Origin of the sequence: Microcoleus sp. FACHB-68, from assembly GCF_014695715.1 — a bacterium.
Lineage (GTDB): Bacteria > Cyanobacteriota > Cyanobacteriia > Cyanobacteriales > Oscillatoriaceae > FACHB-68.
In genome coordinates this window covers 281,460-296,442 of record NZ_JACJOT010000018.1, presented here as the reverse complement: position 1 = coordinate 296,442, position 14,983 = coordinate 281,460, and the positions used below count along the sequence as shown (strand labels likewise).

Sequence of the window (14,983 nt, the reverse complement as noted above, 5' to 3'; positions counted from 1 at the left end):
CATTGGGCATTGGGCATGGGGCATTGGGCAAGGCTTCGCCAACCTAAAGGTATGGGCATGGGGCATTGGGCATGGGGCATTGGGCATGGGGCAAGGCTTCGCCAACCTAAAGGTATGGGCATTGGGCATGGGGCATTGGGCATGGGGCATGGGGCATGGGGCATTGGGGAGAAATTAGCCTTCCTTAATTCAACCTACAAGATGCTGCTTAACCCATCTGTGTTCATCTATGTATGGCTAACGTCAGACTGCCCTATCATCTGTGGTGAAAAAAAAGCATTTTCCCAACTTCCATATCACACAAACCGTTAACTCATCTGTGTTCATCTGTGTTCATCTGTGGTTAAAAAAAGAAATTTCCTTGACGCCTCAGAAATCAGCACTCAAAAATGAAACGATACATCATTACAAACTTTCTTGTTCGAGTCTTAGTGCTGGTATTGGGAGCCGGCCAAGCCGCATTAGGCTCCCCAATCGTGCTGGATTTTAGCATTCAAGAGCCAGATATTCAAACTCCCCCACCGGCACCCATTCAAGAAATAGAAAAACCACAAAACATCCTGCAAAAACTATCCGCTGCCGAGCTATTTGCCACTCGTCAATCTGCCGGCAGTATCGCCATCGGAGCCGCTGAAGGCAACCTGACACCGGCAGGAAAAGCCACCTCTCTTTATCTAGGACATATCGATCCGGGAAATCACGTCACAAATCGCGGGTTTTGTAGCTGGAACCGCGCTTTAAACTTAACCGTTGCGGAAGCTGATCGCCGGTGTTTAGCAGCCTTACAGAGCCAATCAGCCGCCGTTGAGCGCAAGTTAAAAGATTTAGGAATTGACGTAAAAACTGACATTGAAGCGCTGGTTAACGGGGCTGATATTTGGAATCAGTCAAATTTTGCAGGCCGGCAATTTGCAGCAAAGTATAAAAAAGCCTTGGAAAAAGGACTACGCGGGGAACGTGCAATATTAGATGCGCGAGTGGAAGCGTTTCGCAATGAAGTCGGACAGCTCGATGCTAGCGGACTTTTCGGCATTTGTCTCAGGGAACCTCACTACCGGCGGCAATTGGCGGGACTGACAGCTTATTCAGAGGCTTGGCGGTGGCAGTGTATCGCACTCGATCAGGGACGCAGAGTGGGGGAAGTGAGTTATGCCTTAAAGCTAAATCTGGGAAATATTCAAATTGCTTCTAGTAAAGTTAACACCGTGAATCAGCCAATTCCTAGCAAACCCGCTCGTCAAGATGAGCCGATTTCCACACCACAAGCGCAATCGATATCAGAGTCAATGGTGCTAAGTTTTGAACCGACTTTAGATCAGGGTTCTGCGCCGGCTCGGATTCCAGATTCCGACAGTATAGATGTGTCGTTGCTGGTTTCAACTTCGGCAGATGTTGAAGATAAAAATCTGTTAAATAGCGTTCAAAATGTGGTGCTATCGGCTTCCAATCAACCTACATCTTCTGAAGCATTGACGCTGAGTTTTGAGCCGGCACCTCCTCCAGAAGTTCCCGTCGTCCCAGAGAAACCAAAGGGTGTGGAAATTGCCAGTGCTAAAGCTGTTTACTTGGGTGCCGGTGGGTATCAAAAGACAGTTAAATTTGATACAGGAAGCTTATTAGCGAGTTCCCCAAAATACGGTGATAGGGTTGGTTCCTACCGAATTGCTTCTCATTTTGGAATTAGACCCCAACCCTGCGCTGTTTGTAGCAAATATCACAACGGACTTGATGTGGGAACGCCTATTGGAACCCCGCTTTATGCGATGGCGCTACCGGGAGCAACCGTCAAAGTTCAATGCTTTAATACACATTTAGGGGGATTGACTGCTATCATCAATTCTCAGAGTATTCCAGATAGAAGCTTTGCTGCTGTCCATCTATCTTCTTGTAAAGCCGGCACCCATAAAGCTGGAGAAATCTTTGCAAGAACTGGCAACAGTGGAGCTGCTACAACTGGGCCACATTTGCACTGGGGAGAGAGCGTGAATCATCAATATGTGCCACCGCAACGGGGATATATAGAGTGGGCAATTAGTAGCAGAATCCCACAGAAATTTGAACCCAAAGCCACTACATCTGTCGCACCTAAACCTGTTTTATACGGGCATTTGGCTTACGCTGAAGCTCCACAAAATGAGTTGGTTAATGTGGGAAATGGCGAGAAACTCCGCCGAAATGCTGCGGCTAAGTTTAAAGAAATGGTTGCGGCTGCCGGTAAAAAAAATATTACACTTGTTCCCATCTCTGGGTTTCGCTCTATCCAAGAGCAGCGCTCTGTATTTTACGACACTGCAGCGGCTAGGGGGCAGTCCCCAGAAGAACGAGCTAAAGTGAGTGCGCCTCCCGGTTATTCGGAACATCACACCGGCTACGCAATTGATATTGGTGATGCCTCACATCCTGAGCTAAATTTCAGCCCAGATTTGGAAAATACGCCGGCGTTTCGCTGGATGCTGGCGAATGCTGAAACTTATGGATTTGAGCTGTCATTTCCACGGAATAACCGCCAGGGTGTCACTTATGAGCCTTGGCATTGGAGATATGTGGGAGACACACAAAGTCAAGATACATTCAAAGCCGCAAGGGTGGCGGTGAAGTAAAAAAAAGAACCCTAATTTATGAATGAGGGATTTAAATTATTGCTTCTGGATCACAACGAATTTCAATGAGAAATCCATCCGGATCATAAAAGTAAATCCCTCTGCCGGTAGGTCTTGTAACTGGGCCATGATCGATTGAAACTTGATTTTGTTTAATCACTTCAACGGCTGTATCGAATAACTGCGGATCGATATCAAAAGCGAGGTGATTGGCACGGGTAAAAGCGCGATGGGGATCTTGATCGGGGGGTGTTAAATCTGGTTCCCAAAATAAATCGATGACGGTGCCATCTGGGGTAACAAAATTGGTAACTTTCCCTGCTGCTACTAATTCTCGCAGGGTTGCCGGCACCTCATTGCCGGTGAGTTCATGCAAACCAAGGATACTGCCGTAGAAGTGGCGGGAAGCTTGCATATCCTGTACATTCAAAGCGATATGGTGTACACGCCGTAAATCGCCAGAGGCAAGGGCTGTAGTAAGGGACGCTTGGCTAGATACCATCGCAGAGCCGGCTCCTTTTTTGATTTATAATAAACCTGAGACGTTTACTTTAAAGTTTATCGTTAAAAAATAAAAGTTGCTCATGCCGTTTGACTACTCTTTAGATTTTAAAACCATTGATTTTCGCTTATCCCCAGAACTTTACCGCGTTGGCAAAGGTGAACAGGGGGTGCTGTTAGTAGAACCCTATAAATCTGAAATTCTTCCTCACTGGCGGTTTAAAACTCCGGAGATTGCGCGGCAGTCTAGCGAAAAAATTTATGAAATTTTTCTGAATTATCTGGAACAGGATGATTTTGTCGGGGCGGATATGGCGCGGAAGTTTTTACAAATGGGTTACACTCGCGCCCGCCGGTATGCCAATCATAAAAGTGGCAAAAAATATCAGAAAAATCCTCAAAAGGAAAGTTCGCAGGAAGCCCAAAAGGAAGCGAGAAAAGATATTTTGCCCTATGAAGTTGATCCGATAAAAGCGGAGTCTGCAGCAATATTTAAAGAAAAATGGATGTTGGCTAAAACCAACGAGAAATATCTTCAGCTTTTAGCCAAGTGGCCTAAAGATTAGGTAACCGTATGACGCTGCTAGATTTTGTATTCGTATATTTTTTGCGAGAGCGCAATTAACGCAATGATATTGCACTCTCGCAAAGATTAATTGCTTACTTTAGGGGATGTTTTATATACCCCCATTTCCCGCCTTCAATATAGTTTTGCATACCATTCCACTCTCCACCCACATTAACTCTTGCTAGCCCTTCAGAAAAAGCCCAAGCAGCCTCATATTGTGGCTGAATGACCATTTTCCCAGTCTTGTCAATGTAGCCCCACTTGCGCTGAATTTCAACGGCAGCTAATCCTTCAGAAAATTTCCCATCGCCTTTGAAATAAGGCGCATGGCGGGCATCACCAGGAAACACACCCGTTCCATTAAATTGTGCTGGGATGACGAGTTTCCCTGTTTCATCGATGTAACCCACACCTTCCCAGAGTTTTAAAACTTGTGCTAGCCCTTCAGAAAAAGGCCCAATAAGCTCATATTCACTAAGGGAATATTGAGGTGCGATTAAATATTTACCGGCTTTGTCAATAATCGCTCGTTTTCCCTCAAATCTCACTTCCGCTTTGTCTTGAGAAAAAGGCAAAGCACCATCAAACTTTGGCTCAATTACTATCTTGCCGGTTTTGTCAATATAACCGAATTTGTTATTCATTCGGATCACGGCTAGCCCTTCTGAGAAGTCATAGGATTCAGGGTAGGGATCTGCTGTATCAAATTGAGGTTCGATAACAACCTTTCCGGTTCTGTCGATATAGCCAACTTTAGAGTTAATGGTAAAAGCTGCTAATCCTTCAGAAAAAGATTTAAAAGAGCCTTCTGGCGTCTGAAAAACAATTTTGCCGGTGGTGTCGATAAAGCCGTTTTGAGGGCCGATTTTTACCTTTGCCAACCCTTCGTAAAATAGCCCTGCTTCATCAAATTGAGGCGGGATTACAATTTTGCCGGCTTTGTCGATATAGCCGCTTTTCCGATTGAGTCCCACTAACGCGAGTTCTTGAGATTTTGAAAAGGGATTAGCAAACTCAAATTGAGGCTGAATGATAAATTTGCCTGTTTGATCGATGTAGCCAAACTTATCGTTAACAATGACGACAGCCAAACCATTAGAGAAGGGAGAGCCGTTATCAAATTGAGGCTGAATAACAAGTTTTGCTGTGGTGTCAATATAACCTACTTTTGAGCCAATGGTAACAGATTGCAATCCTTCAGAACGCTCGCCGATACTATCAAATAACTGCTGGGTTAGCGGTTTGCCAGTTTTATCGATAAAGCTGTATTTCTCACCGATTGAGATTGAGGCAATACCCTCTGCAAAATCGCCGGCACCATCAAATTGCGGTGGAATTTCAAAAGCTCCTGCAATGTATTGCACCGGCACGGCATTAGCAATGTTTAAAGCTTGACAAATCAAAGCAGCAACTTCAGCGCGTGTGGCATTTTGCAGAGGTTTGAGTTGTTTCACATTGGGATAGTTGACAACGAGCCGGTTTTGAAGGGCTGCGGCAATTGCACTTGTGGCATAACCCGGAATTTGTGCGGCATCCTCAAAATATTTTTTAAGCGTTTCAGCGGAATTTGTGGGGGCACTGTATTTTAGCCCATTTGCCAGAGAAACAAAGGCTTGAGTTCGTTCTAGCGGTTGTTCTGGTTTAAAAATTCCCTCCGGATATCCGGATAAAAATCCCATTTCATAAGCGGTAGAAATCGCTTCAAATGCCCAGTGAGTTTTGGGCACATCGGTAAAATTTACCGCACTCCGAATTTTTGGGGCATTCGGGAATGCTTTACGCACAAGGGCAGCAAGTTCGGCGCGGGTAATGGTAGCATTTGGACGAAAGCTTCCATCAGGATAGCCACTGATGATCGATTTTTCAGCTAGTTGTGCAATTGGCGTTTGCGCCCAATGGTTTTGAATGTCAGAGAAAGTAGATGGCATAATTTAGTGTTGTAAATTAGGTTGGGAATTGAATATCTCATTACAACTCTAAAAGTTTATATTGAAAAAGCCGGTTACAACTGTCCGCCTGTTAAACTGTCACATTGTGAGTATTTGAACAGATTCATTTCTCAAATTTTAATTTTTTTTAAGGATTGAAGCAACAATTTTTATAGAGTAATACTTGGGATTTTATCTCAAAAATATTAAAAAAAATAAACTTTACAAGGACTAAGAGTAGGCCGCCATCTCTGCCTAAATGCCTAATCTCTTGTAGGGATATTTCAATTAAATAATGTAAATACGTTGTGAAGCGGTCTTCCTTGGAAAGAGCGGAAGAAAGCAAAATTATGTTACTCATCAAAAAGAAAGCGGAATGCCGACGATATCTTCAAATTTGACATCTTATCTTATCACCTCGTGAATTTCAGCTTATCCTATAAAAGATAGACTGAATACATACCTTATGCTGAACATCCCTCAACTTCTCGCACAAGAGCTTTCCATTAGTCCTTCCCAAGTGAAAAACGCTCTCGAACTTTTGAGTGAAGGCGCAACCATTCCCTTCATTGCGCGTTACCGAAAAGAGCGCACCGAGGGACTAAACGAAATTCAATTACGCGATCTTTTTGACCGGCACGCTTATTTAACCGAAATTGAAGAACGCAAAGCAGCAATTTTAAAAACGATCTCAGAGCAAGGCAAACTCACCGATGAACTGAAAGCAAAAATCGAAGCGTGTTTGCAAAAAAACGAACTCGAAGACCTTTATCTTCCCTTTAAACCCAAGCGCCGCACGCGAGCCACAATTGCTAGGGAAAAAGGACTTGAACCGCTGGCATCATTCATCAAATCGCTCAATAATAAGAGTGCTTCTCCGGTATCGCTAGAGCAAGAAGCAGTTAAATACATTTCTGAAGAAAAGGGTGTTAAAACTGCCGAGGAAGCACTTAAAGGAGCTTCTGATATTTTAGCAGAAGAAGTTTCGGAGAGAGCAGAATTGCGGGCTTACTTGCGAGATTATTTAATGCATTCGGGATCTTTTGTCTCGCAAATTAAAGATGAGCATCCCGAAGGCAGTACCAAGTTTGAGATGTACCGAAATTACCAAATTAAGGTCAAAGATATTGCACCGCATAATTTGTTAGCTTTATTTCGGGGAGAAACAGACGGAGTGCTGGATTTAGAACTCTCTTATGAGGAACCGGCAGTGATGCATTATCTGGAATCTCAGGAAATAAAAACCAAGGTGCCGGCGGTTCGAGAATTTTATCAGACGATGCTCAAAGATGCTTTCAATCGGCTGATGAAAACCTCCCTTATTAGTGAAGTACGTGCTGCTAAAAAGTTAGAAGCGGATATCGAGTCCATTAAAACGTTTGAAACCAATCTTCGGGAGTTATTGCTATCTGCGCCGGCAGGCATGAAACCTACTCTCGCAGTCGATCCAGGATTTCGCACCGGCTGCAAAGTTTCTGTCCTTAGCGAAACTGGGAAATTCTTAGAATATCAAACCATTTTCCCACACACGGGAGCCGGTCAACGCGCCTCTGCTGCTGTTACCGTTAAAAACCTGATTGAGAAGTACAAAATTGAGCTAATTGCCATCGGCAACGGGACAGCTTCCCGCGAAACCGATGAGTTTATTGGTGATATCTTGAAAACCTTAGATCGTCAACCGATTAAAGTCATGGTGAACGAATCTGGAGCTTCTATTTATTCGGCTTCAGATGTAGCAATTTCTGAGTTTCCTGAACTCGATCTTACCGTACGCGGTGCTATTAGTATCGGTCGCCGGTTGCAAGATCCCTTAGCTGAGCTTGTCAAAATCGATCCGAAGTCGATTGGAGTAGGGCAATATCAACATGATGTTGACCAAAAGTTGCTGAAGAAAAAGCTGGATGAAACCGTAGAAAGCTGTGTAAACTATGTTGGGGTAGACCTCAATACAGCTTCAAAAGAACTTCTAACCTTTGTATCGGGAATGACGCCGGCAGTCGCAAAAAATATTGTCACTTATCGCAATGAAAACGGGGCATTTAAAAATCGTCGGCAACTTTTGAAAGTGCCTAAATTAGGGCCAAAAGCATTTGAGCAAGCGGCTGGATTTTTAAGAATTCGCGGGGGTGAAAATCCGCTGGATAATACAGCCGTACACCCTGAAAGTTACAAATTGGTAGAAGCAATCGCCGCCGACTTAAGTGTGCCGGTTGATCGAATTTCTCAAGCAGCGGAAAAACTCAAGTCTCTAAATCTGAAGAAATACGTGACTGATACCGTTGGAGAACCAACCCTCCGCGATATTATCAACGAATTAGAAAAGCCGGGAAGAGATCCGAGAGCTGAGTTCAAATATGCCACGTTTAAGGAAGGCGTGAATGAAGTAAGAGACTTGATGGTTGGGATGGAATTAGAAGGCGTTGTGACCAATGTAGCCAACTTTGGGGCATTTGTTGATATTGGCGTTCATCAGGATGGGTTAGTGCATATTTCCCAATTAGCTGATCGATTTGTTGACGATCCCAAAACAGTTGTGAAAGTTGGACAGGTTGTGAAAGTGCGGGTACTAGAAGTGAATGAGAAATTGAACCGAATCAGCTTATCGATGAGATCGCCAGATGGCGCAACAACAAGTAGCGTGCGCCCTGCTAATAAGCACGAGAGTAAAGTAGAGAGTCGCAATCCAACGATTGACGATTTGAAGGCAAAGTTTGGTAAGAAAAAGTAGGGCGTTAAGTTTTTTCCTTCCCAGAAATACCTGGGAAGGTTAATCTCATGCTTTTGGCTTTTCAAAAATTAAAATATGCTGCTGCGGTAAAACATCTTTATTTTCTTTCCAGACTAAACCCACCGGCACCATTTCTTTTCGTACTTGTTTTTCGGTCATTTTATGCAGGGCTTTGATAGCAATAAAAGGATTTTCACCCCGGTATTCCACCAGAACGACGCGCCCCCCTGGTTTGAGTGCTTTGACAATTGCTTCCATCACTTCTCTGGGATATTCAAACTCGTGATAAGCATCTACCATGATGGCTAAATCAACGCTTTCAGCCGGCAGGTTCGGATCGCTCACGGTTCCCAAAACCGGCTCAACGTTACTAATCTTTTTCTCTTTTTTCAAAAATTCAATAATTTCTAGCATTTCCGGCTGAATATCGACCGCCAGCACTTTTCCGTCTGGCACTAATCGAGCAATCCGAAAGCTGATGTAGCCAGTGCCGGCACCAATATCCGCCACCACATCTTTCGGGTTAAGATTAAGAGAATTTACCAATTTATCCGGCTGTTCTTCATACTCGCGGCTTTGTCTTTCTAACCAACCGGCTCCTTGATGCCCCATCACTTGTGCAATTTCTCGCCCCATATAAAACTTTCCAATGCCATCAGGACTATGGATCGTGCGCTGCTCATAAACAGTGTCAGCGCTAACAGTGGTTTCTGAGTTTAAAGTTCTGGAGCCGGCAAATATCAAGCCGGTTAAAATTAATAAAATAACCAGCGCTCCACCCCAACCCTTGATTTTTAGATTTTTAAAAAAGTTCATTATCGCTCCTTAGTCAAAACTTAAATTGAGAAAATTTAAAGCTGGTTTGTTACAAAAGCTTTGATAATTTCTGAAGTTAGTTTTTAGCTTAGCAAAAATTTGGCTGGATATTCAAATTGAATCTTAAAATCAAAAACCTGCCTTAAAGAAGTTTTAAATAAATACATATTATAAAACTTTTAAGTAAATCTAATATAATATAATTAAGTTTAAATTTCGATTTTAGCTATAATAATAAGATGTATTCAGCAGATTTGCCAACTTATATCTACTTGCACGGATTTGCATCTAGCCCGCAATCTCAAAAAGCAACGTACCTTGCCAAATGTTTTAGTTCGTTGCAAATTTATATGAAATTGCCCGATCTAAATCAAGGGGATTTTTCTCAACTTACTTTAACGCGACAAATCACACAAGTTCAAGCTGAATTTCCACCGGCACCCTCATCAATTACCTTAATAGGCTCTAGTTTTGGCGGGTTAACCGCTGCTTGGCTGGCACAACAATACCCACAAGTCAAACGAGTTGTTCTCCTCGCACCGGCGTTTGAATTTCTCACGCATTGGCTGTCAAAACTCGGAGAAGAACAAATGCAACGTTGGGAAAGAGAAAAATATCTGCCGGTGTATCACTACGGACAGAAGCGATCGCTCCCTTTGAGCTATGAATTTATTAGAGATGCCGGCCAGTATCACGATCACCACTTGCAAAGACCCGTCCCCACCCTAATTTTGCATGGAATTGACGATGAAGTGATTCCAGTGCAAGCCAGTCGGGACTTTGCCGGCACTCGCCCTTGGGTGCAACTGGTGGAACTGGACAGCGATCACGGCTTGGGCAACGTCCTGCCCCAAATTTGGCAAGCAATTGACCGATTTTGTCAAGTATCAGAGGCTACTGAGTAAGCCTGTCAATGTGATTTTAGTCATCACAAGGGCAGGATGAAAAACACTCATAAAATGTGAGACTTTACATCCTACGATACATATATTTAAGCCACTCTGTAAGTATGATAAATTCAATCGCTTTCGATGCCCACAATGTCAAAGCTAATTTCTCAGGTTGCTCTATCGTTAATTGCCGTTTCCGGTGTGGAGATTTCTGCACTAGCCCTCGCGTCCCCCGCAGCGGCACAAAACGCCTCGTCGCCCACCGGCTGGACGCTGAATTGTAGTGATGGCATTTGCCGAAACCAGCGCATAGCCTCTAGCTTTGCCACAACACCCGCCCCAAAATCTATCCCAGAAAATAATCCGGTGATGGCCATTTTAGTTGTAGGGCTGGGAATGTTGCTCTATAACAAAAAGCCCAAGTCCTCACAGGCTGAGTAACAGGCAACCGGCACAGGAGTTGGCTTAATGAAAGGCTGTGTCTTAGGAATAGATGGCGGCGGCACCAAGACTGTTTGCATTTTGATGGATAAAAGCGGGCTAGTGATCGGGCGTGGAGAAGCCGGCCCTTCTAATTATCAAACAGTAGGACTCGAAGCAGCCGGCAACTCTATTAGAGACGCGATCGCCCAAGCAGCCGCACCACTTGGGGAAGTCAGCCTTGAAGCAATCTGTGTGGGATTAGCCGGCGTCGGGCGTTCCCAGGATGTCCAAGCGGTGCGCGGATTGGTGCAGCAGTTGCTTTCAAGCAGTGAACTGCCCGTAAAGCCTTCATTACAGCCGCCTTCTGTAGAAATCAATCATCAAGAATTGAGCGCTGATAATCTTCTGCATTCTCAACTCTCAATTCTTCACTCATCTCGCGTCATCGTTTGCAATGACTCTGCAATCGCCTTAGTTGGTGGAGTCGGTAAGCCGGTGGGAGTTGTGATTATTGCCGGCACCGGCGCAATTGCATTTGGGCAAAACCATCAGGGACAGACAAAAAGAGCCAGCGGTTGGGGCTATCTTCTGGGGGATGAAGGTAGCGGTTATCACATCGCCATCCGTGGTTTAAGAGCTGTTGTGCGCTCTTATGACGGGCGTTTAGGTCCAACAATTTTAACTGAGCGAATCACACAACATCTCAATCTCAACAGCATTGAAGATTTAGTTGAAGTCATTTACCGGCGCGGATGGGGTGTCAAACAAATTGCCGCTTTATCGCCAATAGTTGATGAAGCTGCAGCAGCCGGCGACTTGATAGCCAACAACATTATTAATGAAGCAGTTGAAGAATTAGTTTTAGCAGCACGAGTCGTAAGTCAAGCATTATTTAAGCCAGAAGAAGCCTTTGAAGTTGTCACAATGGGCGGAGTTTGGCGCGGGTTAGCAAATTTGCGAGGCCGGTTTGCCACCTCACTCGCAGAAATTGTCCCTTCAGCAACCGTAATTTGGGCAAGACATGAGCCGGCTTACGGTGCCGCTTTACTTGCCCTGCAGGCGCTCTCACCAGGTTAGATTCATAGAAATCAGCCGTTAATTCAGCCATTATTACAGTGAATTAAGGTTTTACAAAAGCAATACGAGTCACCTTCACACCACTTTATCTGGGCTAAACTTCTTAGAAAGGCTCCTAAGAGAAGACGAAAATTAATTAAAATTAATGCTTACTTAAATACAAACACCCTTGATTGCAGCTCTGACTACGGGTGCCTCAATCCCACTATTGGGTAAAAAATCGATTACGCTGCTGAGATCTAAATCGAATGCCTCGCAAGCACCATCTTTTAGAAAGATTTTACAAATGTAAAAGTTAAGTCTACCCTTGACGGCTCCTAACAAGTGGTAAATGATCAACCTTGATTGTGTCCTATGCTACAAAGAAACGCCGCTCAAGACCGCATATCTTAATTTATTAACAAAAGCTGAGTCATCCCTTAAGCCTGTGTTCGCTTAATCCCAAATTATTTCTCATGCATATCAATCACCCTAATCTTTGGCTGTACTCATTCCTATCTCGCTTTCAACGTCCGCCGAGCTACAAGGGCAAAATCATGCTAGTTGCCTTTTTAGGCACTCATGTACCCCTTTTGACCCTTTTGCTTTATTTTCTGACGACAAACTCATCATCATTTGAGATGACGCTGCGGGTGCTGGGAATTGCTTTAGTCGCGACGCTAACCGGCACACTCCTTACGCTCTATGCCTTGCATAATCTTCTCGCACCTGTGATTCTCACCTTTTTAACCTTACGAGAATACTCAAATAAGAAAAAGCTACCCAACCTGCCCACTAAATTTACAGATGAAGTCGGCATTTTGATGGCAGATACAGTCCGAACAATTAAACAATTAGACGAAGTTATTCAGCATCTGACGAATTACGATAACCTCACGGGTTTACCCAATCAAGCCTTATTCCAAGATCGTCTGCAACAGGCTTTAATCCGATCACAGGACAATAACCGACTATTAGCCGTCATCTCGTTAAAACTAAAGAACCTCTCAGAGATTAATAATGCCTTGGGGCGCGATGCCGGTGATTTACTACTCAGGGAAGCTGCTCAGCGACTGAGCGCTAGTTTGCGCTCAACCGATCTCCTCAGTCGTGTTGCCAAAGATGAATTTGCGCTGGCTCAAACTGACCTCGCTGCCTCAGAAGATATATTACCTTTATGTAAAAAAATTCTCTCTACTTTTTCAACAACTTTCTTCATTGAAAATAAGCCATTACATATAAGCGTCAGCCTAGGTATTGCAGTCTATCCTTTTGATGGCTCGCAAGTCGATCAGCTTTGGGAAAATGCCAGTACAGCAATGTATCTAGCAAGACGCCAAGCACAGAACAACTATCAGTTTTTCGGGGCTGATATGAAGGCTCAATTGCAGGAACGGTTAACTTTAGAAAATGAATTACGTCATGCCCTGACACGCAATGAAATTCATTTACACTATCAGCCACGAGTTGAGCTTCACCATAATCAAATTGTTGGTGTAGAAGCGCTTGTGCGCTGGCAACACCCTGAGCTGGGATTCGTCTCGCCGGTTAAATTTATCCCCATTGCCGAAGCGAACGGTTTAATTGTCCCAATTGGGGAATGGGTGTTACGCACCGCCTGCACTCAAAACCGTATCTGGCAGGAAGCTGGACTGCCCCCGATCCGGATGGCTGTCAACTTGTCAGCCCGTCAATTCGAGCAATCTGATTTAGTGGAGCGAATTAACCAAATCCTTGAAGAAACAGGTATGGATGTTGCTTATCTAGAATTAGAAGTCACTGAAAGCTTGTTTGTTGATAATATTCAAAATACAATTAATATCTTACAGCAATTGCGTGACAGAGGAATTACCCTTGCACTGGATGATTTTGGGACAGGTTACTCATCTTTAAATTACTTGAGACATTTTCCCATTGACACTTTAAAAATTGATCGATCTTTTGTCCGAGATGTTGTTGCCGATCCCCATAACGCAGCCGTTACAAACGCAATAATATCCTTAGCAAAGAGTCTGGAATTAAAGATCACTGCTGAAGGTGTGGAGACGCAAGATCAGTTTGAATACATCAAATCTCAAGGGTGTAATGAAATTCAAGGCTACTACTTTAGCCGGCCCGTTCCTGCCGATGCTTTGGCTAGACTTTTACAGACAGGCGTCACCGGCAGTGAATCAGCGTTATAAAGAACAGGCTGAAACTTGAATGAGAGCTTAAATTGCAAGGCAAAAAAATGAGCCGGCTACTTCGCCATAGCCGGCTCGAATTAGACTGCATTTTTTGTTTAATATTTTGTTGTTGTTGAGGAAGTGGCAGTCGGCTCTGGGTCGCGAAAACGGGTCGGTTCGTCCTTGCGGAAGAGATTGGCCAAACCAATTAAACCCAACAAACCTAGCGCACCCCAGTGATTGTTATCGTCCTCACTCTCTTGAAGAGGGGTTGTGTCAACGACAGTTCTATTGGTATCGTTATTCGTTCCATTCGTTCCGGCGGGAGCTGTGTTAGTTTGGGCAGAAGCCGGCATCACACCTGGAAGAATAGCTAAGCTTAGGGCAATAACGCCAGCACTGGCAACTTTCGACAAATCAGAACGCTTCATGTTTCTCTTCTCTTTTTTCAATTGGCTTGTCATAGCTATCAATGTATCAGTATCCCCAGTAAAGCGAATCCATCTTCAGCGGGAAACCAACCAACCTCTTCGCTCTCTCTGAAGTGATAAGCCGCGCCTCCAAAGACTGTAAAAACTGTAACCGGCACCAAAAAAGAGATAATAAAACGGATGCCTTTTCTAAGTCAGCAGCAATCATGCAGACACGCGACCGCAACGCTCAACCGCTTCCTAACCTCGATGTGCCCTCACCGGCACGCAGCGCCACCGTCAGCCGCACCACCGGCGAAACCGATGTACACGTCACCGTCAACCTCGACGGCACCGGCACCTGCACCGCCAACACCGGCGTTCCCTTTCTAGACCACATGCTGCACCAAATAGCCTCACACGGGCTGCTAGACTTAGACGTGCGGGCAACCGGCGACATAGAAATAGACGACCATCACACCAACGAAGATGTCGGCATCACCCTAGGACAAGCCTTGGGAAAAGCCCTCAGTGATCGCAAAGGCATCGTCCGCTTTGGCCATTTCATTGCCCCCCTTGATGAAGCCCTCGTTCAAGTCGCCCTAGACTTTTCCGGACGCCCTCACCTCAGCTACGGATTGCAAATTCCCACTCAACGCGTTGGCACCTACGACACCCAACTTGTGCGCGAGTTCTTCGTTGCCCTCGTCAACCACAGCCAAATGACCCTCCACATCCGTCAGCTAGACGGAATTAACTCCCACCACATCATCGAAGCCACCTTCAAAGCCTTTGCTCGTTCCCTGCGAATGGCAACCGAAGTCGATCCTCGCCGTGCCGGCACGATCCCTAGTTCCAAAGGCGTCCTGTAATTTCTCCCACTCAGCACTCAGCACTC

At 44.7% G+C, this 14,983-nt stretch carries 13 protein-coding genes; 9 read left to right on the top strand and 4 right to left on the bottom strand.

Annotated features, from left to right (window positions below; translation table 11 throughout):
- Positions 1–15: 15 nt before the first annotated feature.
- Both H6F73_RS25035 and H6F73_RS26805 read left to right on the top strand, forming a co-directional pair.
- Positions 16–312, top strand: a complete 297-nt coding sequence (locus H6F73_RS25035) for a hypothetical protein (RefSeq protein WP_190761467.1) — start codon at positions 16–18, stop codon at positions 310–312.
- A 77-nt stretch (positions 313–389) separates the two neighbouring features.
- On the top strand, positions 390–2,600 hold the full coding sequence (locus H6F73_RS26805) for a D-alanyl-D-alanine carboxypeptidase family protein (RefSeq protein WP_242072648.1): 2,211 nt from the start codon (positions 390–392) through the stop codon (positions 2,598–2,600).
- Between the two features lie 31 nt (positions 2,601–2,631).
- On the opposite strand, the gene H6F73_RS25025 is transcribed toward H6F73_RS26805, so the two are convergent.
- Positions 2,632–3,102, bottom strand: coding sequence for a VOC family protein (locus H6F73_RS25025; RefSeq protein ID WP_190761466.1), 471 nt, complete (start codon positions 3,100–3,102; stop codon positions 2,632–2,634).
- An 82-nt stretch (positions 3,103–3,184) separates the two neighbouring features.
- On the opposite strand from H6F73_RS25025, the gene H6F73_RS25020 reads away from it, so the two are divergent.
- Positions 3,185–3,667: a DUF4385 domain-containing protein gene (locus H6F73_RS25020; protein ID WP_190761465.1), complete on the top strand. Its 483-nt coding sequence runs from the start codon at positions 3,185–3,187 to the stop codon at positions 3,665–3,667.
- A gap of 94 nt (positions 3,668–3,761) precedes the next feature.
- On the opposite strand, the gene H6F73_RS25010 is transcribed toward H6F73_RS25020, so the two are convergent.
- Positions 3,762–5,597, bottom strand: a complete 1,836-nt coding sequence (locus tag H6F73_RS25010; protein ID WP_242072647.1) for a WG repeat-containing protein — start codon at positions 5,595–5,597, stop codon at positions 3,762–3,764.
- Positions 5,598–6,063: 466 nt separating this feature from the next.
- Here H6F73_RS25010 and H6F73_RS25005 point away from each other — a divergent pair, with 466 nt between their 5' ends.
- Positions 6,064–8,325: a Tex family protein gene (locus H6F73_RS25005; protein WP_190761464.1), complete on the top strand. Its 2,262-nt coding sequence runs from the start codon at positions 6,064–6,066 to the stop codon at positions 8,323–8,325.
- A gap of 45 nt (positions 8,326–8,370) precedes the next feature.
- Here the strand turns inward: H6F73_RS25005 and H6F73_RS25000 are convergent, their stop codons facing one another.
- The gene (locus H6F73_RS25000) at positions 8,371–9,141 is read right to left on the bottom strand and encodes a class I SAM-dependent methyltransferase (RefSeq protein WP_190761463.1); all 771 of its coding nucleotides are present in this window, start codon (positions 9,139–9,141) and stop codon (positions 8,371–8,373) included.
- Between the two features lie 239 nt (positions 9,142–9,380).
- Here H6F73_RS25000 and H6F73_RS24995 point away from each other — a divergent pair, with 239 nt between their 5' ends.
- From H6F73_RS24995 to H6F73_RS24980, 4 genes are all read left to right on the top strand, one after another.
- Positions 9,381–10,046 carry a YqiA/YcfP family alpha/beta fold hydrolase gene (locus H6F73_RS24995; protein ID WP_190761462.1) on the top strand — a complete coding sequence of 222 codons (666 nt, stop codon included), beginning with the start codon at positions 9,381–9,383 and terminating at the stop codon, positions 10,044–10,046.
- Positions 10,047–10,181: 135 nt separating this feature from the next.
- Positions 10,182–10,472, top strand: coding sequence for a hypothetical protein (locus H6F73_RS24990; protein ID WP_190761461.1), 291 nt, complete (start codon positions 10,182–10,184; stop codon positions 10,470–10,472).
- 27 nt (positions 10,473–10,499) lie between these two features.
- Positions 10,500–11,531, top strand: a complete 1,032-nt coding sequence (locus tag H6F73_RS24985; RefSeq protein WP_190761460.1) for a BadF/BadG/BcrA/BcrD ATPase family protein — start codon at positions 10,500–10,502, stop codon at positions 11,529–11,531.
- A gap of 536 nt (positions 11,532–12,067) precedes the next feature.
- The gene (locus H6F73_RS24980; protein WP_242072646.1) at positions 12,068–13,693 is read left to right on the top strand and encodes a GGDEF domain-containing phosphodiesterase; all 1,626 of its coding nucleotides are present in this window, start codon (positions 12,068–12,070) and stop codon (positions 13,691–13,693) included.
- Positions 13,694–13,791: 98 nt separating this feature from the next.
- On the opposite strand, the gene H6F73_RS24975 is transcribed toward H6F73_RS24980, so the two are convergent.
- Positions 13,792–14,106, bottom strand: coding sequence for a WGxxGxxG family protein (locus H6F73_RS24975; protein WP_190761458.1), 315 nt, complete (start codon positions 14,104–14,106; stop codon positions 13,792–13,794).
- Between the two features lie 206 nt (positions 14,107–14,312).
- Here H6F73_RS24975 and hisB point away from each other — a divergent pair, with 206 nt between their 5' ends.
- Positions 14,313–14,957 carry an imidazoleglycerol-phosphate dehydratase HisB gene (gene hisB, locus H6F73_RS24970; protein WP_190666390.1) on the top strand — a complete coding sequence of 215 codons (645 nt, stop codon included), beginning with the start codon at positions 14,313–14,315 and terminating at the stop codon, positions 14,955–14,957.
- Positions 14,958–14,983 lie beyond the last annotated feature (26 nt).

What these genes read in the sequence shown, in the direction of transcription:
- H6F73_RS25035 (WP_190761467.1), top strand. Translation starts at nt 16, where the DNA reads ATGGGGCATTGGGCAAGGCTTCGCCAACCTAAAGGTATGGGCATGGGG.
- H6F73_RS26805 (WP_242072648.1), top strand. Translation starts at nt 390, where the DNA reads ATGAAACGATACATCATTACAAACTTTCTTGTTCGAGTCTTAGTGCTG.
- H6F73_RS25025 (WP_190761466.1), bottom strand. Translation starts at nt 3,102, where the DNA reads ATGGTATCTAGCCAAGCGTCCCTTACTACAGCCCTTGCCTCTGGCGAT.
- H6F73_RS25020 (WP_190761465.1), top strand. Translation starts at nt 3,185, where the DNA reads ATGCCGTTTGACTACTCTTTAGATTTTAAAACCATTGATTTTCGCTTA.
- H6F73_RS25010 (WP_242072647.1), bottom strand. Translation starts at nt 5,597, where the DNA reads ATGCCATCTACTTTCTCTGACATTCAAAACCATTGGGCGCAAACGCCA.
- H6F73_RS25005 (WP_190761464.1), top strand. Translation starts at nt 6,064, where the DNA reads ATGCTGAACATCCCTCAACTTCTCGCACAAGAGCTTTCCATTAGTCCT.
- H6F73_RS25000 (WP_190761463.1), bottom strand. Translation starts at nt 9,141, where the DNA reads ATGAACTTTTTTAAAAATCTAAAAATCAAGGGTTGGGGTGGAGCGCTG.
- H6F73_RS24995 (WP_190761462.1), top strand. Translation starts at nt 9,381, where the DNA reads ATGTATTCAGCAGATTTGCCAACTTATATCTACTTGCACGGATTTGCA.
- H6F73_RS24990 (WP_190761461.1), top strand. Translation starts at nt 10,182, where the DNA reads ATGTCAAAGCTAATTTCTCAGGTTGCTCTATCGTTAATTGCCGTTTCC.
- H6F73_RS24985 (WP_190761460.1), top strand. Translation starts at nt 10,500, where the DNA reads ATGAAAGGCTGTGTCTTAGGAATAGATGGCGGCGGCACCAAGACTGTT.
- H6F73_RS24980 (WP_242072646.1), top strand. Translation starts at nt 12,068, where the DNA reads ATGCTAGTTGCCTTTTTAGGCACTCATGTACCCCTTTTGACCCTTTTG.
- H6F73_RS24975 (WP_190761458.1), bottom strand. Translation starts at nt 14,106, where the DNA reads ATGAAGCGTTCTGATTTGTCGAAAGTTGCCAGTGCTGGCGTTATTGCC.
- hisB (WP_190666390.1), top strand. Translation starts at nt 14,313, where the DNA reads ATGCAGACACGCGACCGCAACGCTCAACCGCTTCCTAACCTCGATGTG.